Raw genomic sequence first — 18,211 nt, forward strand, 5'->3', positions numbered from 1 at the left:
ATGTAAACCGGGCCAATAGGTGAGTTTTTCGATGTTCACCAATTGGTCATCGGGCGATTTCGGTGGAAAAAGGCGCGTTGAACGCACGAAAATGCACCGAAATTACGCGAAAAACTACGAAACCGGTGTCAGCTCGCAGACGTAGTCGCCGACGACGATGTGTACCTCGGTCGCATCCGGAACCGTGGGGGTGGGCACGACGTTGAGCTGGAACTGCTCACGGCCGAACTCATCGGTGGTCCCCGGCCACTGTTCCTGCAGGATGTCGCTGATCAGACCGGCGACTGCGGGTTCGGTGATGCGGTAGGTCTCGGCCTGGCAGAACTTCGAGTACACCTCGGTGACCCGGATGCGCGCCTTTTCGATGGGCAGGGTGCCCAGGTCATCGCCGGTTTCCGGATCGCGTACCGCGGTCCCGGTGGCCCCGATGACCGAGAAGATCATCCCGACCTCGACACCGGCCTCATCGCCCTTGTTGACCAGCACCGAGTAGCGGTCGACGATATCGGCGACCTTCCCGATGATCGGGTCGACGGGCTCCGGCTCCAGTTCACCAGCCGATTGCTCCGCTGGTTTCGTCTCTTCAGGCATTGCCCACGCCGACGGTGTAGTTGTTGGGGCGCGACGCGGTCTCGATCTTTTGCCGCTCCGGCTGCCCGGCGGTCTCGGCCGTCGCGAAATCGGTCTTGGCCTTGGCCACCGCGGCACTCGAGACGTTCTCCGACTCGCGCAGCGCCTGGAAGGCGTGGCGCAAAGTCAGGCGGCTGATGGTCAGCGCGAGGTTCAGCGCGCTGGAGGCGGACTGCTTGTTGCCCTCGTTGAGGTCGTTCGATGCGGTCGCAAGGTGCTTGTCCACGTCGATCATGCCCTGCAGGGTCACCATCGTGGCGTACGCCGACTGCCCGACATTGCGGTCAAGCTTGTTGCTCTGCTGAATGCGGTGATACAGATCGGCAATCAAGATCCCGGAGACGAGGGCAAGCAGCGGTGTGACGATGCCCTGGACGAATCGGACGAGTTCGGTGTCGCCCGCCGTGAAGCCGACAACCGCCGCGACGATGGTTGCGACAACCGCCGCTCCGACGATCGTCCAATGAACCAGCGTGGGCTTCGGGGGAAGCTGATCTGAATTTGCCAACGTCGTTACCGTCCGTTCGGTGAGTGGACACATTCATTGCATCCGTGACCCCATGAGCACTGACCGGAGCATGCTAACACCGTGTACAGCTTCATCCAAGGTGAGGTTACGTGCATTACTCGATGTTTGCTGAGTGTTGCGATCGCGTCGGATTTCTCCGAATATTGTTGAATCGCAAGGGGTATCGATGGGGGCCCTATCGGGCAGTTCTTAGCACTGTTGCGCGGCGGCGGCGTTCGTCGCCACGATCACCGCAGCTTGCCGGTCCGCGGGCAGCTCGTGCCAGGACTTGTGAAATGTCCCGGGGCCGACGTTCCCAGTGGTCTGGATGGACTGCAGATAGCCCTCCACGAGCTGGGTGGGGCCATCCTGCTTCCCGGTCATCCAGTCGGCGGCCGCACGGCAGGCCTGGTAGTACTCCTCTTCCAGTGAACTGGGTGCGGCGTCCACGGACGTTGTGACGCCCGCTGGCGACATTCCCGAGCCGGAGGCCGGAGGCTGCGCCGCCGGTGCCTCGATCGGGGTGGTGGAGGCGCCGGCCGGGTTGGGGGCCGCCTTCTCGTCGGATTTCGACGTGCATGCCGCACCGATCAACTGGACACAGAGGGCCATCAGGGTCGCGGCGATGCGGATTGGGACGGTCACCACTCCAAAGTAGCAAGTGCCTACCAGCGGCAACATTTACTCACTCAGAGCTTTTGCCCTGGGGGCAAAACCGCAGGAAAACGCCGGTACCATTTCAGCTGTGATGGGACACAGGGGTTTTCAGGGGTGGTGTTGCGGCTAGCCGCCACCATCCCTGCCCCTGCCATCGATTTGAGCCTTCATGACCACTGCATCTGTCCTGGATCTGCGCCGCCCTGGTTCCGCCGGATCCTCGCCCACTCGCCTGCGACTGCCGGATCTGCTCCGCATCACCGATGAGGGCGCCGACGACGCCCTGCACGGTCGCTTCGACCATCTGCTGCCCGAGGGCGGCCTTCCGGTCGACGAGCGCTGGGCCACCCGTATTCACGCCGACGACGAGCTCGATGTCTGGCTGATCAGCTGGGTGCCCGACAAGTCCACCGAGTTGCACGACCACTGCGGCTCGCTCGGCGCGCTGACCGTGCTCAACGGCTCGCTGCATGAATATCGCTGGGACGGAAGTCAACTGGTGCGCCGCCGGCTCGACGCGGGCGATCAAGCGGGATTCCCGCTGGGCTGGGTGCACGATGTGATGCGCGCGCCTGAGGCTCCCGTGCGCATCGCGACCGGACCTACATTGAGCGTGCACGCGTACTCGCCCCCGCTGACCGCGATGTCGTATTACGAAGTGACCCAGGCCAAGACGTTGCGGCGCAGCCGCACCATCCTCACCGACGAGCCCGAAGGACCGGCGGCATGACGGTGCATGATCTGCTGGCCACCGCGCGTGGTCGGCTGCGGCGCCTGCCGGCCGACGAGGTTCCCACCGCGCTGGGCCGCGGCGCGTTCCTGGTCGACATTCGCCCCGCGGCACAACGTGTGCAAGAGGGCGAAGTGGTCAACGCCTTCGTCATCGAGCGCAATGTCCTGGAATGGCGGCTGGACCCCGAGAGCGACGCCCGCATCCCTGAGGCGGGCAATCACGACATCGAGTGGGTCATCCTGTGCCAGGAGGGCTACACATCCAGCCTGGCCGCGGCCTCGCTGCAGGAGATCGGCCTGTACCGGGCCACCGACGTCATCGGCGGATACAAGGCCCTCAAGGACAAGGGCATCCTGATCTAGGCGGCCACCACGTGCGCGAGGTCCAGGACGTCTGGCTTTAGCCGAAGTCGCCCGCGTCGCGCCGCAGGTGCGTCAGCACCGACACCAGCGTGCGGGTGCGTGAGGGTGACAGCCCGATCTGTGCGAACACCTTGGCGTTCAGGTCGGTGGTCGCCACCGAACCAAGATCGCGTCCGGCATCCGTGATCTCCACCAGCGTGCCGCGTCCGTCGGCGGGGTTGGGCACCCGGCGCACCAGCCCCGCCTCCTCCAGCCGGTCCACCGTGTTGGTCACCGAGGTGGGGTGAACCTGAAGCCGCGCACTGGCTTTGGCCATCGGCATGGAGCCCGCCCGGCTGAACGAGAGCAGCATCAGCAGCTCGTAACGCGAAAATGTCAAACCGTGCGGGCGCAACACATCTTCGACCCGCGCCAGCATGATCTGGTGCGCACGCATCACCGACGTGACGGCGGCCATCCCGTCGGCGACCTCACCCCAGCCGTTCTCGACCCAATGGCGATGGGCATCGTCGACGGGATCGAACGGCAGAGTCATGGTTCCGGCGAATCTTTACCGGTGACTGAAGTTGGCGGGGCGCTTCTCGACGAACGCGGCCATGCCCTCTGACTGGTCGGCGGTGCCGAATGCCGAGTGGAAGATCCTGCGCTCGAACAGCAATCCCTCGGCGAGGCTGGACTCGAAGGCCCGGTTGACGGCTTCCTTGGCCATCATCGAGGCCGACAGGGACATCTCGGAGATGGTCTTCGCGACGGCCTTGGCCTCGTCGAGCAGGCTCTCGGTGGCGACCACGCGTGACACCAGACCACTGCGCTCGGCCTCGGCGGCATCCATGTTGCGCCCGGTGAGGATCATGTCCATGGCCTTCGCCTTGCCGATGGCACGGGTGAGCCGCTGCGACCCGCCCATGCCGGGCAGCACGCCCAGCTTGATCTCGGGCTGCCCGAACTTGGCGTTCTCGGCGGCGATGATCAGGTCGCACATCATGGCCAGCTCACAGCCACCGCCGAGGGCGTATCCGCTCACCGCGGCGATCGTCGGAGTCCGTACCGCACCCAACTTGCCCCAGGCGGCGAAGAAGTCGGAGCCGAACATGTCGCTGAACGACTGGTCGGCCATCTCCTTGATATCGGCACCCGCCGCGAACGCCTTCTCGCTACCGGTGATGATGATCGCCCCGATGCCCTGATCGGCGTCGAATTCCGCTGCGGCGGTAGTGACCTCATTCATCACCTGTGAGTTCAGCGCGTTGAGCGCCTTGGGCCGGTTCAGGGTGATGACAGCGACGCGGTCGATCCGCTCGGTGAGGATGGTTTCGAAAGTCATGACGCTCCTTGAATTCGCGTGAAGATCGCCGAGAAGTCTAGGCCCGAGCCGCCCGAGGTATTGAAGTCGTCGTAGATGTGGGCGGCCGCGAGACCGAGCTGTGCATCAACGCCGTTGGTGCGCACCGCATTGGCGGCCAGCCCCAAGTCCTTGGCCATCAGCGCGACCGCGAAGCCGGGTGTGTAGTCGCGATTGGCGGGGCTGGTGGGCACCGGGCCGGGCACCGGACAGTTCGACGTCAGAGCCCAGCACTGGCCCGAGGCGTTGGCCGCGACATCGAAAAGCGCCTGATGGCTCAGACCGAGCTTCTCGCCCAGTGCGAACGCCTCGCTGATCGCGATCATCGACACCCCGAGGATCATGTTGTTGCAGATCTTCGCGGCCTGCCCCACACCGGGACCGCCGCAGTGCACGATGCGCTTGCCCATGGCCGCCAGAATCGTTTCTGCGTCGGCGAACACCGCGTCATCGCCGCCCACCATGAACGTCAACGTCGCCGCGGTGGCGCCGGGCACACCGCCGGAAACCGGTGCGTCGGCGAAGCGATGCCCCGCCGCCGTCGCCGCATCATGTGCGGCGCGGGCGTCGGCCACATCGACGGTGGAGGAGTCGATGAACAGCGTGCCCGGACGCGCTGCGGGCAGCAGCTCCTGGTACGCGGCGAGCACATGCTCACCCTTGGGCAACATGGTGATCACCACATCGGCGGCCGCCGCTGCCGCCGTGCCCGATTCCGCCAGCGGCACGCCGGCCTCGGTGGCGGCAGCACGTGCCTGCTCGGACAGGTCGAAGGCGGTCACGGTGTGCCCGGCCTTCGTGAGGTTGACCGCCATCGGTAACCCCATGTGGCCCAAGCCGATAAAGGCAATGTTCGTCACGACCACTCCAGATCATCGTTGACCGGCTGGAAGAAGGCCTCGACATCGGCCGCGGTGACCTCGGCGAGTGTCTTCGGATTCCACTGCGGGTTGCGGTCCTTGTCGACCAGCTGCGCCCTGATGCCCTCGACCAGGTCGTGGGAGCTCACCGACTGGCTGGACACCCGGTACTCCTGCGTGAGAACTGCTTCCAGCGAGGGCAGTTCGCGTGCCCGCCGCACTGCTGCGAGCGTTACCGACAAGGCGATGGGGGAGCGGGTCAGGATCTGATCGGCGGCCGCGCGGGCACGTTCGTCGCCGTAGGCCTGCAGTGCGGCCACGATATCGGCGACGGTGTCGGCGGCGTAGCATTCGTCGATCCAACTGCGTTGGGCCAAAAGGTCACTCGACGGAGCGATGGCACCGTGCACTGTGAGCGCGGTGGCGATATCGCTGTCGATGATGGCCTTGACGAACTTCTCAAGCCGGTCATGGGGCACGTAATGGTCGGCGAATCCCAACGCGATGGCGTCGGCACCGGAGAAGGGGGCGCCGGTCAGTGCGGCGTGCAGTCCCAGCTGTCCCGGGGCACGGGAAAGCAGATAGGTTCCGCCCACATCCGGGATGAATCCGATGCCTACCTCGGGCATGCCGACCTTGGAGGTGTCGGTGACGATGCGGGTGTTGGCATGTCCAGCCACTCCGACACCGCCACCCATCACGATGCCATCCATCAGCGCCACATACGGTTTCGGGAACCGGCCGACCTGCGCGTTGAGTTGGTACTCCTCGCGGAAGAAGCGGCGGGCCACCACGCCGTCGATCTTGGCGCTGTCGTGGATCTCCACCACATCGCCCCCGGCGCACAGGCCGCGTTCCCCGGCGCCGGAGAGCACCACGGCGCGGATGTCGTCGTCGGCCTCCCACTCGGACAGGGCCACCGACATCGCGGTGATCATGTCGTTGGTCAGTGAGTTGATGGCCTTGGGGCGGTTGAGCGTCAGCAGGCCGACGCCCTTTTCGACCCGCGTCTGGATCTGATCCGTCACGCCGGAAGCCCTTCCTGGATAAGCTTGCGGGACACGATGACTCGCATGATCTCGTTGGTTCCTTCCAGAATCTGGTGCACCCGTAGGTCGCGGACGATCTTCTCGATGCCGTACTCGGCCAGGTAGCCGTAGCCGCCGTGTAGCTGCAACGCCTCGTTGGCCACCGTGAAACCTACGTCAGTGGCGATGCGTTTGGCCATGGCACACAGCTCGGCCGCACGCGGATCGCCCTCGTGCACCGCCGAGGCCGCACGCCAGACCATGGTGCGGGCGGATTCCAGCTCGGTGGCCATATCCGCGAGCCTGAACTGCAGCGCCTGGAACTTGATCAGCTCGTCGCCGAATGCCTTGCGTGTGCGCAGGTACTCGATGACCTTCTCCAGTGCGGATCGGGCACCCCCGAGTGAGCAGGACGCGATGTTGAGCCGTCCGCCGTTGAGGCCGCGCATCGCGATGGTGAATCCGATGCCTTCCTCGCCGATCCGGTTGCCCACCGGCACCCGGACATCCTCGAAGACGACCTGCGCGGTGGGCTGGGCGTGCCAGCCCATCTTGCGTTCGGGCGGCCCGAAGGACAGTCCCGGCGCGTCCTTGGGCACCACGATGGTCGAGATGCCCCGTGGGCCGGGGCCACCGGTGCGCGCCATCACCACGTAGAGATCCGCCGCTCCCGCGCCCGAGATGAACTGTTTGACCCCGTTGAGCACGTACTCGTCACCGTCGCGAACCGCGCTGGTTCGCAAGGCCGATGCGTCACTGCCGCATTCGGGCTCGGTAAGGCAATAGGCCCCGATCGTCTCCATGGTGCACATCGAGGGCAGCCATCGTTGGCGCTGCTCCTCATCGCCGAACTCGTCGATCATCCAGGCGGCCATATTGTGGATGGAGATGAACGCCGAGACGGCGGAGCACCCGGTGGCCATCGCCTCGAAGATCAACGAGGCATCCAGGCGGGTGAGCCCGGAACCCCCGACATCGGGGTTGATGTAGATGCCACCCATGCCCAGTGCCGCGGCCTTCGGGAACACCTCGACCGGGAAGTACTTGTCGCGGTCCCATTCCAGGGCGTGCGGCGCGATGTGGATATCGGCGAATTCCCGTGCCGTATTCCAGATTTCGCGCTGCTCGTCGGTGAGATTGAACATGGACAGTCCACTCAGTCCATGGTGGGAATGACGAAGGAAGCGCCTTCCTTGGTGCCCGAGGGCCAACGCTGGGTCACCGTCTTGGTCTTGGTGTAGAACCGGATCGAGTCGGGCCCGTGCTGGTTGAGGTCGCCGAATCCGGATCGCTTCCAGCCACCAAACGTGTGGTACGCCACCGGAACCGGAATCGGCACATTCACGCCCACCATTCCGGTGTTGACCTTGGCGCAGAAGTCGCGTGCGGTGTCGCCGTCGCGGGTGAAGATCGCGACACCGTTACCGAACTCATGCTCGGACGGCAGGCGCACGGCCTCGTCGTAATCCTTGGCGCGCACCACCGATACCACCGGCCCGAAGATCTCTTCTTTGTAGATGCGCATCTTGGGCGTCACGTGGTCGAAAAGTGATGCGCCGATGAAGAATCCATCCTCATGTCCGGACACGGTGAGATCGCGGCCGTCCAGGACCAGCTCGGCTCCCTCGGCGATGCCGATATCGATGTAGTCGCGCACCCTCTTGAGGGCGTCGGCGCCCACCAGCGGGCCGAAGTCGACGCCCTCGTCGAGGGACGGTCCGACCACCAGCTCGCGGGCGCGCTTGGTCAGGCCGTCGACGAGCCGTTCGGCGGTGGACTCACCGACGGGTACCGCGACCGAGATCGCCATACAGCGCTCGCCGGCCGAGCCGTATCCCGCACCGATGAGCGCATCGATGGCCTGGTCGATATCGGCGTCCGGCATGATGATCATGTGGTTCTTGGCGCCGCCAAAGCATTGGGCGCGTTTGCCGTTCGCGGTGGCGGTCTCGTAGATGTACTGCGCGATCGGGGTCGATCCGACGAAGCCGACGGCGGCGATGCGCGGATCGTGCAGCAGCGCGTCGACGGCGGTCTTGTCACCGTTGACGACGTTGAAGACGCCGGCCGGCAGTCCTGCTTCGAGGAACAGCTCGGCCAGGCGCAGCGGCACCGACGGGTCGCGTTCGGAGGGCTTGAGCACGAAGGCGTTTCCGCACGCCAGTGCGGGCCCGGCCTTCCAGAGCGGAATCATGGCGGGGAAGTTGAACGGGGTGATGCCCGCGACCACGCCCAGGGGCTGGCGGATGGAGTACACGTCGATACCCGTGCCCGCACCGCTGGTGTACTCGCCCTTGATGAGGTGGGGGATGCCGGTGGCGAATTCGCAGACCTCGAGCCCGCGTTCGATATCGCCCTTGGCGTCGGCATGCGTCTTGCCGTGCTCCTGGGACAGCATGGTGGCCAGGTCGTCGATCTCCGCGCGAACCAGGTCGACGAACTTGGCGAGCACACGAGCGCGTTGCTGAGGGTTGCGGGCGGCCCAGCCGGGCTGAGCTTCGGCGGCGTTCGCGATGGCCGCTTCGACTTCGGAAACGTCTGCCAGCGGCACCTGCCGTACCGGCTTGCCCAACGTCGGGTCGTAGACGTCGGCATAGCGGCCGGAGGTGCCGGGGACGTGCTTACCGGCGACGAAATGTGACAGTTGCGGTAACGAACTCATGGTGTAGCCCCTTGGGAAACGGTTGGATATCCGGGAGGTCGGCACTTCTGAATCTAGTTGGACATCCATGTAATGTCTAGTAGGACTTCCAGCTAAAAACCCTGGTGTTCACAGGGATCTCACAGGGATTTGCCACAGCGGCAGGCCGCGAGCGGTACTGTGAGGCCACGACGTGGCCGGACAGTTCGGGAACCTGTGGCGTAAGCATGGAACTCTTGCACTTGCCTGCTCGTTAAACGTCCAGTTGACTTGTTTGACGTCATCCGCGGAGGCCGCATATCGCGGCACCGCACTTCCAGGAGAGGATCACGACGGTGCGAACCACCAGCAATCCCATTCTTCGGTCGCTGCCCGGAAAAGAGGGTGGCGGCTATGCGCAGTTCGGGTCGGGCGCTGCAGGTGCCGGTGCCATGGCGGCCCAGCAGCTGCGGCAGGACCCCTACACCGCGTACCCGGAGGCGCAGGCCGGCGTATCCCGGCCACTGACCATCGACGATGTGGTGACCAAGACCGGTATCACCCTCGGCGTGATCGTCGCCGTCGCCGCGGCCGCGTTCTTCTTGATCAGCTCCAACACCGGGCTGGCGCTGCCGTTCCTCGCGGTCGGCGGCATCGGCGGTTTCATCATGGTGATGATCGCCAGCTTCGGGCGTAAGCAGGACAACCCGGCGATCGTGCTGAGCTACGCGGCGCTTGAGGGCCTCTTCGTGGGTGCCATTTCGTTTGTCATCCCGGCCAGCGTGGGTGTCGGAGGGGCCAGCGCGGGTGCGCTGATCGGTCAGGCAGTCCTCGGTACCGTCGGTGTGTTCATCGGCATGTTGTTCGTGTACCGCTCCGGCGCCATCCGCGTGACGCCCAAGTTCCAGCGGATGCTGCTGGCCGGTCTGGTCGGTGTGCTGGTGCTGGCGCTGGGCAACCTGGTGCTCGGCTTCTTCGGTATCGACATGGGTCTGCGCAGCGGTGGCCCGATCGCGATCATCTTCTCGCTGGTCTGCATCGGCATTGCCGCGTTCAGCTTCCTGGTCGACTTCGACGCTGCCGATCAGCTGGTGCGCGCCGGTGCGCCGGAGAAGGCTGCCTGGGGTATCGCCCTGGGTCTGGCCGTCACTCTGGTCTGGCTGTACGTCGAGATCCTGCGACTGCTGAGCTACTTCCAGAACGACTAGTTGTCGACAACAAAAAAGGGCGCCCCGTTCGCGGGGCGCCCTTTTTCATGTCACCGAGAAACGCGGACCCTGCCCGCGGCCTCGGCGGCATTGCGCCGCGCGGTCTCCACGTCTGGGTCGTACGCCAGGGCCACTCCCATACGGCGGGTGACGAAACTCTCCGGCTTCCCGAACAACCGCAGATCGGTGCGCGGTACGGCCAGGGCGGCCTCGAGCCCATCGAACACGACACCTTCCGCGTCGACCCCGCCATAGATCACCGCGCTGGCACCCGGGGTCTTCAACGACGTGTCGACGGGAAGCCCGAGGATGGCGCGCGCGTGCAGTTCGAACTCGTTCTGCCACTGCGTGATCATGGTGACCATGCCCGTGTCGTGCGGGCGGGGGCTTACCTCGCTGAAGTACACCTGATCGCCCTTGACGAATAGTTCGACGCCGAAAATTCCCTGCCCGCCCAGGTTTTCGGTGACGGACCGTGCGATGCGCTGTGCACTCCGCAGGGCTTCATCCGACATGGGGTGCGGCTGCCAGCTCTCGACGTAGTCGCCGTTGGCCTGCCGGTGCCCGATCGGCGCGCAGAAGCTGGTCTCGATCTCTCCGCTGTCGCCCGGCGCCCTGACCGTCAACTGCGTGATCTCATAATCGAAGTCGACGAATCCTTCGACGATCACGCGGTTGTTGGTTACCCGGCTGCCTGCCATCGCGTAGTCCCAGGCCTTCTCGACATCGGCCGGTCCGTCGAGCTTGCTCTGTCCCTTGCCGGAGCTGCTCATCAGCGGCTTGACGACGCACGGGTACCCGATACCGCCGTCGATCGCGGCCTGCAGCTCGGCCAGTGAGTCGCAGAATTGGTAAGGGCTGGTGGGTAATCCGAGTGTCTCGGCGGCCAGGCGCCGGATGCCCTCGCGGTCCATGGTGAGCCGGGCAGCGCGGGCGGTGGGTATTACCCGTACCGTGCCCTCGGCTTCCAGGGTGGCGGTGGCGATCGCCTCGATCTCGGGGACCACCAGGTCGGGCTTCTCCGCCTCGATCAGGGCGCGCAGCTGCTCGGGGTCGGTCATCGAGATGACGCGTGCGTGGTGAGCGATCTGGTGCCCGGGGGCGTTCTCGTAGCGATCGACGGCGATGGTCTCGACGCCCAGGCGTTGCAGGGCGATCAGCACCTCACGGCCGAGCTCGCCGGCGCCGAGCAGCATGACCCGCGTCGCGCGCGGTGACAGGGGAGTTCCGATAGTGGTCATCGCGACTGAACTTTAGTAGCAACGAGACCGAGGTTGTGGCGGGAACGTCTGAGACGAACCCACCACAACCTCGGTCTCGTTGTGGAGGAAAGGGGCGAACTAGGCGAGGCGCTCGATGACCATCGCCATACCCTGGCCGCCGCCGACACACATGGTCTCGACACCGAAGGTCTTGTCGTAGGTGGTCAGGTTGTTGAGCAGGGTGGCGGTGATACGCGCACCGGTCATACCGAAGGGGTGACCGAGGGCGATGGCACCGCCGGAGACGTTGAGCTTGTCCTCGTCGATACCGAGCTCACGAGCCGAGCCCAGCACCTGCACCGCGAACGCCTCGTTGATCTCGAACAGGTCGATATCGCCAATCGTCTTGCCGGCGTTCGCCAGTGCACGCTTGGTGGCCTCGATCGGACCCAGGCCCATGATCTCCGGGGACAGGCCGGACACACCGGTGGACACGACGCGAGCCAGCGGGGTCAGGCCCAGCTCCTTGGCGCGCGTGTCGCTCAGGATGACCAGCGCGGCCGCGCCGTCGTTGAGCGGGCAGGCGTTACCGGCGGTGATGGTGCCGTTGGGGCGGAAGACCGGCTTCAGCTGGCTGATCGCCTCGTAGGTGGTGCCGGCACGCGGGCCGTCGTCCTTGGACACCACGGTGCCGTCGGCCAGGGTCACCGGGGTGATCTCACGCTCGAAAAAGCCGTCGGCGATGGCCTTTTCGGCCCGGTTCTGGCTGCGCACGCCCCAGTGGTCCTGGTCCTCGCGGCTGATGCCGGTGTGCAGCGCCACGTTCTCGGCGGTCTGGCCCATCGCGATGTAGACATCGGGGGTCAGGCTGTCGTTACGCGGGTCATGCCATTCGGTGGCACCCTGCGCGGCAGTGGCGGTGCGGGCCTCGGCATCGGCGTACAGCGGGTTGTGGCTGTCCGGCCAGCCGTCGGAGGTGCCCTTCGGGAAACGCGAAACCGTCTCCACGCCAGCGGAAATGAAGGCGTGGCCTTCACCGGCCTTGATGGCATGCAGCGCCATGCGGGTGGTCTGCAGCGAGGACGAGCAGTAGCGGTTGACGGTGGTACCGGGCAGGAAGTCATAGCCCAACTGCACCGCTACCGCGCGACCGATGTTGAAACCGGCCTCGCCACCGGGCTGACCGCAGCCCAGCATCAGGTCGTCGATGTCCTTGGGGTCCAGTGCGGGCACCTTGTCGAGGGCGGCACGCACCATCTGCGCGGCCAGGTCATCCGGCCGCATGCTCACCAGCGAGCCCTTGCCGGCTCGCCCGATCGGGGAGCGGGCAACGGAAACGATCACGGCTTCGGGCATGAAAACTCCTGAATATAGGGGAATTAGTACTGGTTCTACTCCCCTGGAATCTAATGCAGGGATACAGCGGGCAGGTCGTCGGCCCGGGCGGCGGGCTCGTTCATACCCACGGCGATCTCTGCGGCGCTGCGCCGCCAGATCCGTCCCAGAACGCGTATCCGGGCACTCATGGTCTGCGATTCCGCGGCAGCGGACACCCATGGCAAATCGGGGATGGGGCCGCCCGTCCACTCGCCGAGGGCATGCGCGGCCGCCGGGAGCAGTAGGCGCGCTGCCAGTGCATATCCGGCTGCGGAGGGGTGATAGTGGTCGTCGGCGAACATCTCTTCGGGTGCCTGCAAAAACTCCGGTGACAGCAGATCAGCAAGTGGAACCGGCACCCCGCCGGAGGCGCGCACCGCTGCTGCCTGGAAATGCGCCAGGCGTAGCCCGCGCGAGCGCACCACCGCGCGCAAAGGCTGCGGTATGGCGGTGATCACCCCGAAATCGGGACAGGTACCCACCACCACGGCCGAGCCGGCCGTGCGCAGTCGCCGGACCGCATCGCCCAGACGCCGCGCGGAGGCGCGCACCGCATTGAGCGAGGTCACGTCGTTCGCGCCGATCATGATCACGGCGAGATCCGGCGGCGGGCCGATGATCGACATGGCGTCGATCTGGGCGGCCAGCCCCTTGGATGTTGCGCCCGATATCGCCTTGGTGGACAGCCGGATTCGTTTCCCGGACTCTTCGGCCAAACCGCGGGCCAGCAGTACTCCCGGTACCTCGTCGGGTACGTGGCAGCCATATCCGGTGGCGGTGGAGTCTCCGAAAATCGCCAGGTGAAGGTCGAATTCCACGCCCCGGCTGTACCTGGTCACCGGGCCGCCGCCCTGGACGTAAATGCCGTCGGCAACCGGGGGAGCGTCGTGAGTCTTCGGGATCACCAGGCGAACCTGCCTGGCCTGCGCGTTCAGGAAGCTGTACGCCCCCCAGAGCCCGGTACCCATCGCTGCGCCCGCCGCCCCGGTGCTCAGGGCTGCCCAGATCGTCCGTCTGCGTGTGGCGAGGATGCTCACGGTGGCTATTTTCACGGAAGGCGACACACCGCGCCAGTCCTCTGACCAGCATCACGCGAAATGAGGCGTGGACGATGCGGTATCGAAAGCGGTTCGTTGCCTGTTGATAGGTATAGTCCATCGGACGCTAGCTGGCAGCTAGCAGTCTGAAGCGTCACAGGACACTGGCTAGGCAAAGGAGCCTGAACAGATGACCGCACCGAAGCGCGCCCCCGAATACGGGCCTGCAGGGTCGATGGGATCTTCCCTGAACACGCTGGTACGCGCCTTTCCGATGAGCGATGGCGCCGCAGTCGAAGTGATCGAGGACGCGGCGAGTCTGGCCGCGCGAGTCCTCGGATTCGGTGTCCGAATGACGGTGCGCACGGTGCTGCAGATCGGCAGCCACGCCCCCACGCTCCCGTACCCGTTTGGACTGATCGAAGAGCTGGGCCGTTTCCTGGTTCCCCCGCGCGGCACGGTCAAGGCGACGGTGACGCTGCCGAACACCAATGCGCGGTTGATTCGCGCCAAGGGTGTCGGTCCGGTGGACGGCACCGGACGCGTGGTCTTGTACCTGCACGGCGGCGCGTTCATCGTGGGTGGTCCAAACACCCACAGCGCCTTGGTGTCCACCATCTCCCAGCACGCCGACGCACCGTGTCTGCTGGTCGACTACCGGATGCCGCCCAAGGCCTCCCTGGACCAGGCGATCGACGACTGCCTGGACGGGTACCGCTGGCTGCGTGGGCAGGGGTACGCGCCGGAGCAGATCGTGTTCGCGGGCGATTCTGCCGGCGGTTTTCTCTCGGTGGCAGTGGCCCAGCGGCTGCTCGCAGAGGACGGTGAGGTCCCGGCCGCGCTGGCCCTCATCTCCCCGCTGATCGAGCTGGACCCTGCGCCCAAGGTCGCACATGAGAACGCCAAGACCGATGTGATGCTGCCGCCCAACTGTTTTGAGGCGCTGCAGAAGATCCTCACCAAGGCCGGCGGCGGCATCCCGCCCCAGGAGATCATCGACAAGGTCGACGGCCGGATGCCACAGACTCTGGTGCATTGCTCCGGCTCGGAGGTGCTGCTGTACGACGCGCGCCTGCTGGGGCAGCGCCTCGCCGAGCAAGGTGTGCCGGTGGAGATCAAGGTCTGGCCCGGCCAGATGCACGTCTTCCAGGTGTCCACCAAGGTCGTGCCCGAGGCCAAGAGGTCCCTGGCACAGATCGGCCAGTACATCCGCGACGCGGTGCCCGAGACTTCCTCGGCCGAGTTCGTCGCACCCGCGGCGGTTTGATCGCTCCGTTAGCTCCCCTGTGCGCGGGCCTGCCGCCGGTCTAATAGCGTTACCGGTATGCGCATTGCCCAGCATGTCTCCGATCTGATCGGTAACACCCCCCTTGTCCAGCTCAACTCGGTGGTGCCCGGGGGCGGCGCGGTCGTGGCCGCCAAGATCGAGTACCTCAATCCCGGCGGTAGCTCCAAGGACCGCATCGCCGTCAAGATGATCGAGGCGGCCGAGGAGGCGGGTCTGCTCAAGCCCGGTGGCACCATCGTCGAGCCCACATCGGGCAACACCGGCGTCGGACTTGCGCTGGTGGCCCAGCGCAAGGGCTATCACTGCGTGTTCGTGTGCCCCGACAAGGTCAGCGAAGACAAGCGGAATGTGTTGCGGGCCTACGGGGCCGAGGTCGTCGTGTGCCCCACGGCCGTACCGCCGGAGCACCCCGACAGCTACTACAACGTCTCGGACCGTTTGGTGCGTGAGATCGAGGGCGCCTGGAAGCCCGATCAGTACTCCAACCCGAACGGACCGGCCAGCCACTACGAAACCACCGGACCGGAGATCTGGGCCGACACCGACGGCAAGATCACCCATTTCGTGGCCGGAGTGGGTACCGGAGGAACCATCACCGGTGCGGGCCGGTACCTCAAGGAGGTCTCAGGGGGCGCGGTGAAGGTCGTCGGCGCGGATCCGGAGGGTTCCGTGTACTCCGGCGGGACGGGCCGCCCCTACCTCGTCGAGGGTGTGGGAGAGGACTTTTGGCCCACCGCCTACGACCCCAGCGTGGTCGATGAGGTCATCGCGGTATCGGATGCCGACTCGTTTGAGATGACACGCCGGCTCGCGCGCGAAGAGGGGTTGCTGGTCGGCGGTTCCTGCGGCATGGCCGTGGTGGCGGCAATTCGACTGGCCGAGAAGGCCGGACCCGACGCCGTGATCGTGGTCCTGCTGCCGGACGGTGGCCGGGGATACCTGTCCAAGGTGTTCAACGACTCCTGGATGTCCTCCTACGGCTTCCTGCGCAGCCGCCTCGACGGCAGCAAGTCCGAGCCCACTGTCGGCGATGTGTTGCGTGGAAAGTCCGGTGCGCTACCGGATTTGGTGCACACCCACCCGTCGGAGACGGTGCGCGACGCCATCGAGATCCTACGTGAGTACGGGGTATCGCAGATGCCCGTCGTCGGCGCCGAGCCGCCCGTCATGGCCGGCGAGGTCGCCGGGTCGGTGTCCGAAAGGGAGCTGCTGTCAGCGGTATTCGAGGGCCGTGCGCAACTGGCCGATGCCGTGTCTCAGCACATGAGTCCGCCGTTGCCACTGGTGGGTGCCGGCGAACCGCTGAGCACCGCGGGGTCCATGTTGCGCGACACCGACGCGGTGATGGTCATCGACGAAGGCAAGCCCGTCGGTGTCATTACCCGCCATGACCTGCTCGGATTCGTCTCGTCAGGTAGAAGCGTGCGGCACTGAATTTGGTCCCAAATCGTTTCACAGAAGCCAACCTGTGGAAACGCTGAAAGCGTAATGTGCTCTGTTGCTCGACGCTCATGCGTGCCATACGAACTGGAGGACAACCGTGACTGAAGTTCCACCACCCTCGCCGCAGGACCCGGGCGGTTACCCGCCGCCTCCGCCGGCGGCCGGTGCACCAGGTCTACCGGGCGGCAATTTCGAAATCTGGCTCCGGCGTGTCGGTGCCTACATCATCGACGTCATTCCGGTGGCTCTGCTGAGCGGTATCGGCGGCGGAATCGCGGGCGGAACCGCTACGACCGCTGATTGCATCGGCGAGTCCTACGGCGACCCCATGACCGGCGGAATGAGCTACATGAGCTGCCAGCCGGAGTACACCGGCGTCGGCTGGGCCGCCTACATTCTGTTCACCCTCGCGGCGATCGCGTTCGCGGTGTGGAACTGGGGCCTGAAGCAGGGCACCACCGGATCGAGCATCGGCAAGGGCTTGCTCGGTATCCGGGTGCTGGGTGAGGCGACCGGCCAGCCGATCGGATTCGGCATGTCCGTGGTCCGCCAGATCGCGCACTTCCTGGATGCGGTCATCTGTTACATCGGCTTCCTGCTGCCGCTGTTCACGGCCAAGCGGCAGACGATCGCCGACATGCTAGTGAAGACCGTGGTCGTTCCCAAGTAGAAGTAACCCGTTTGGCGGCGTTGGGCTGTCTCACGTCACGCGGTCCGTATAGGCTCGGACCCGATGAGTGAGCAGCGCAGCGCCGCCGACGCGTCTCGGTGGCAAGGGTTTTCCACACGGGCCATCCATGGCGGTTTCCATGCCGATCCACAGACCGGTGCGGTCAACGTGCCGATCTATGCCAGCTCGACCTTCGCCCAGGATGGCGTCGGCCAGCTGCGCGGCGGATTCGAGTACGCACGCACCGGCAACCCCACCCGAGCGGTTCTTGAATCCTCCCTGGCCGCATTGGAGGACGCCCACTTCGGCAGGGCATTCGCATCAGGCATGGCGGCCACCGACTGCGCGCTGCGCGCGCTGTTGCGCCCCGGCGATCACCTGATCATCCCCAACGACGCCTATGGCGGCACCTTCCGTCTGATCGACAAGGTGTTCTCGCAGTGGGGAATTAGCCACACACCTGTTCCGGTGGCCGATGTCGACGCCATTCGCACCGCCATCACCCCCAAGACCAAGCTGATCTGGCTCGAGACACCCACCAATCCGCTGCTGAGCATCGCCGACATCGCGGCTGTGGCCCAGGTGGCTGCCGAGCATTCCGTGAAGCTCTTGGTGGACAACACCTTCGCGTCGCCGGCGCTGCAGCAGCCGCTGAATCTCGGTGCCGATATCGCGTTGCATTCCACCACCAAATACATTGGCGGACACTCCGATGTGGTGGGCGGCGCCCTGCTCACCAACGACGAGGAATTGGATACCGCCTTTGCCTTCCTGCAGAACGGGTCGGGCGCGGTGCCCGGTCCGTTCGATGCCTATCTGACCTACCGGGGCATCAAGACATTGGCCTTGCGCATGCAGCGGCACAGTGAGAACGCTCAAGCGGTCGCCGAGTTCCTGGCGGGGCACCCCGCGGTCGCGAACACCATCTACCCGGGCCTGGACCGTCATCCCGGACATGCGGTGGCTGCCAAGCAGATGCGCGCATTCGGCGGCATGATCAGCGTGCGCCTCGCCGGCGGGCGGCAGGCCGCACTCGATTTGTGCTCGCGAACAGAGCTTTTCATTCTCGCTGAGTCCTTGGGCGGTGTGGAGTCGCTGATCGAGCATCCGGGGGCCATGACACACGCGTCGACCGCTGGATCGCTGCTGGAGGTACCCGAGGACCTGGTGCGGTTGTCCGTGGGCATCGAAGAGGTTGGCGACTTGATCGGCGATCTCGAACAAGCCTTGCGCTAGGCGCGCCGCG

General features: G+C 65.5%; 19 protein-coding genes. 7 read left to right on the forward strand and 12 right to left on the reverse strand.

Annotated elements, in window-relative coordinates:
• Window positions 1-114 precede the first annotated feature (114 nt).
• The 3 genes from HBA99_RS05995 to HBA99_RS06005 all read right to left on the reverse strand — a co-directional run bounded on the left by HBA99_RS05995 (window position 115) and on the right by HBA99_RS06005 (window position 1,819).
• On the reverse strand, window positions 115-591 hold the full coding sequence (locus HBA99_RS05995; protein ID WP_030094632.1) for a hypothetical protein: 477 nt from the start codon (window positions 589-591) through the stop codon (window positions 115-117).
• Entirely contained in the window at window positions 584-1,171 is a 588-nt protein-coding gene (locus HBA99_RS06000) for a hypothetical protein (protein WP_030094633.1), read from the reverse strand. Before HBA99_RS06000 ends, HBA99_RS05995 begins: the two co-directional genes overlap by 8 nt.
• Window positions 1,172-1,348: 177 nt before the next feature.
• Window positions 1,349-1,819 (reverse strand): lipoprotein LpqV, encoded by a 471-nt coding sequence (locus HBA99_RS06005; protein ID WP_109494154.1) that lies wholly within the window; start codon window positions 1,817-1,819, stop codon window positions 1,349-1,351.
• A 145-nt stretch (window positions 1,820-1,964) separates the two neighbouring features.
• On the opposite strand from HBA99_RS06005, the gene HBA99_RS06010 reads away from it, so the two are divergent.
• On the forward strand, window positions 1,965-2,525 hold the full coding sequence (locus HBA99_RS06010) for a cysteine dioxygenase (RefSeq protein ID WP_070942741.1): 561 nt from the start codon (window positions 1,965-1,967) through the stop codon (window positions 2,523-2,525).
• On the forward strand, window positions 2,522-2,890 hold the full coding sequence (locus HBA99_RS06015) for a rhodanese-like domain-containing protein (RefSeq protein WP_070942740.1): 369 nt from the start codon (window positions 2,522-2,524) through the stop codon (window positions 2,888-2,890). The genes HBA99_RS06010 and HBA99_RS06015 overlap by 4 nt, the downstream gene beginning before the upstream one ends.
• 37 nt (window positions 2,891-2,927) lie before the next feature.
• On the opposite strand, the gene HBA99_RS06020 is transcribed toward HBA99_RS06015, so the two are convergent.
• From HBA99_RS06020 to HBA99_RS06045, 6 genes are read right to left on the reverse strand one after another with little or no spacing between them, the layout of a single operon-like run.
• Entirely contained in the window at window positions 2,928-3,425 is a 498-nt protein-coding gene (locus tag HBA99_RS06020) for a MarR family winged helix-turn-helix transcriptional regulator (RefSeq protein ID WP_030094637.1), read from the reverse strand.
• Window positions 3,426-3,440: 15 nt separating this feature from the next.
• The gene (locus HBA99_RS06025; RefSeq protein WP_057967225.1) at window positions 3,441-4,214 is read right to left on the reverse strand and encodes an enoyl-CoA hydratase; all 774 of its coding nucleotides are present in this window, start codon (window positions 4,212-4,214) and stop codon (window positions 3,441-3,443) included.
• Complete coding sequence (mmsB, locus tag HBA99_RS06030; RefSeq protein WP_070942881.1) at window positions 4,211-5,092, reverse strand: 3-hydroxyisobutyrate dehydrogenase; 882 nt, start codon at window positions 5,090-5,092, stop codon at window positions 4,211-4,213. Before mmsB ends, HBA99_RS06025 begins: the two co-directional genes overlap by 4 nt.
• Entirely contained in the window at window positions 5,089-6,120 is a 1,032-nt protein-coding gene (locus HBA99_RS06035; protein WP_070922684.1) for an enoyl-CoA hydratase/isomerase family protein, read from the reverse strand. Before HBA99_RS06035 ends, mmsB begins: the two co-directional genes overlap by 4 nt.
• A complete protein-coding gene (locus HBA99_RS06040) occupies window positions 6,117-7,265 on the reverse strand; it encodes an isobutyryl-CoA dehydrogenase (RefSeq protein ID WP_046252796.1) in 1,149 nt (382 codons plus the stop codon). Before HBA99_RS06040 ends, HBA99_RS06035 begins: the two co-directional genes overlap by 4 nt.
• A gap of 11 nt (window positions 7,266-7,276) precedes the next feature.
• Complete coding sequence (locus HBA99_RS06045; protein ID WP_070942739.1) at window positions 7,277-8,782, reverse strand: CoA-acylating methylmalonate-semialdehyde dehydrogenase; 1,506 nt, start codon at window positions 8,780-8,782, stop codon at window positions 7,277-7,279.
• A gap of 314 nt (window positions 8,783-9,096) precedes the next feature.
• On the opposite strand from HBA99_RS06045, the gene HBA99_RS06050 reads away from it, so the two are divergent.
• Entirely contained in the window at window positions 9,097-9,948 is an 852-nt protein-coding gene (locus tag HBA99_RS06050) for a Bax inhibitor-1/YccA family protein (RefSeq protein WP_046252798.1), read from the forward strand.
• A gap of 50 nt (window positions 9,949-9,998) precedes the next feature.
• Here the strand turns inward: HBA99_RS06050 and purT are convergent, their stop codons facing one another.
• The 3 genes from purT to HBA99_RS06065 all read right to left on the reverse strand — a co-directional run bounded on the left by purT (window position 9,999) and on the right by HBA99_RS06065 (window position 13,564).
• Window positions 9,999-11,189 (reverse strand): formate-dependent phosphoribosylglycinamide formyltransferase, encoded by a 1,191-nt coding sequence (gene purT, locus HBA99_RS06055; protein ID WP_070942738.1) that lies wholly within the window; start codon window positions 11,187-11,189, stop codon window positions 9,999-10,001.
• 99 nt (window positions 11,190-11,288) lie between these two features.
• The gene (locus tag HBA99_RS06060; protein WP_057967221.1) at window positions 11,289-12,506 is read right to left on the reverse strand and encodes an acetyl-CoA C-acetyltransferase; all 1,218 of its coding nucleotides are present in this window, start codon (window positions 12,504-12,506) and stop codon (window positions 11,289-11,291) included.
• Between the two features lie 50 nt (window positions 12,507-12,556).
• Complete coding sequence (locus HBA99_RS06065) at window positions 12,557-13,564, reverse strand: SGNH/GDSL hydrolase family protein (protein WP_070951407.1); 1,008 nt, start codon at window positions 13,562-13,564, stop codon at window positions 12,557-12,559.
• 190 nt (window positions 13,565-13,754) lie between these two features.
• Here HBA99_RS06065 and HBA99_RS06070 point away from each other — a divergent pair, with 190 nt between their 5' ends.
• From HBA99_RS06070 to HBA99_RS06085, 4 genes are all read left to right on the forward strand, one after another.
• Window positions 13,755-14,831, forward strand: a complete 1,077-nt coding sequence (locus HBA99_RS06070; protein ID WP_070951406.1) for an alpha/beta hydrolase — start codon at window positions 13,755-13,757, stop codon at window positions 14,829-14,831.
• A gap of 57 nt (window positions 14,832-14,888) precedes the next feature.
• Complete coding sequence (locus HBA99_RS06075; protein ID WP_057967218.1) at window positions 14,889-16,286, forward strand: cystathionine beta-synthase; 1,398 nt, start codon at window positions 14,889-14,891, stop codon at window positions 16,284-16,286.
• Between the two features lie 106 nt (window positions 16,287-16,392).
• Entirely contained in the window at window positions 16,393-16,965 is a 573-nt protein-coding gene (locus tag HBA99_RS06080; protein WP_057967217.1) for an RDD family protein, read from the forward strand.
• Between the two features lie 63 nt (window positions 16,966-17,028).
• Entirely contained in the window at window positions 17,029-18,201 is a 1,173-nt protein-coding gene (locus HBA99_RS06085; protein WP_057967216.1) for a cystathionine gamma-synthase, read from the forward strand.
• Window positions 18,202-18,211: the final 10 nt, after the last annotated feature.

It is taken from the genome of Mycobacteroides chelonae, from assembly GCF_016767715.1.
Taxonomy (GTDB): Bacteria; Actinomycetota; Actinomycetes; order Mycobacteriales; family Mycobacteriaceae; genus Mycobacterium; species Mycobacterium gwanakae.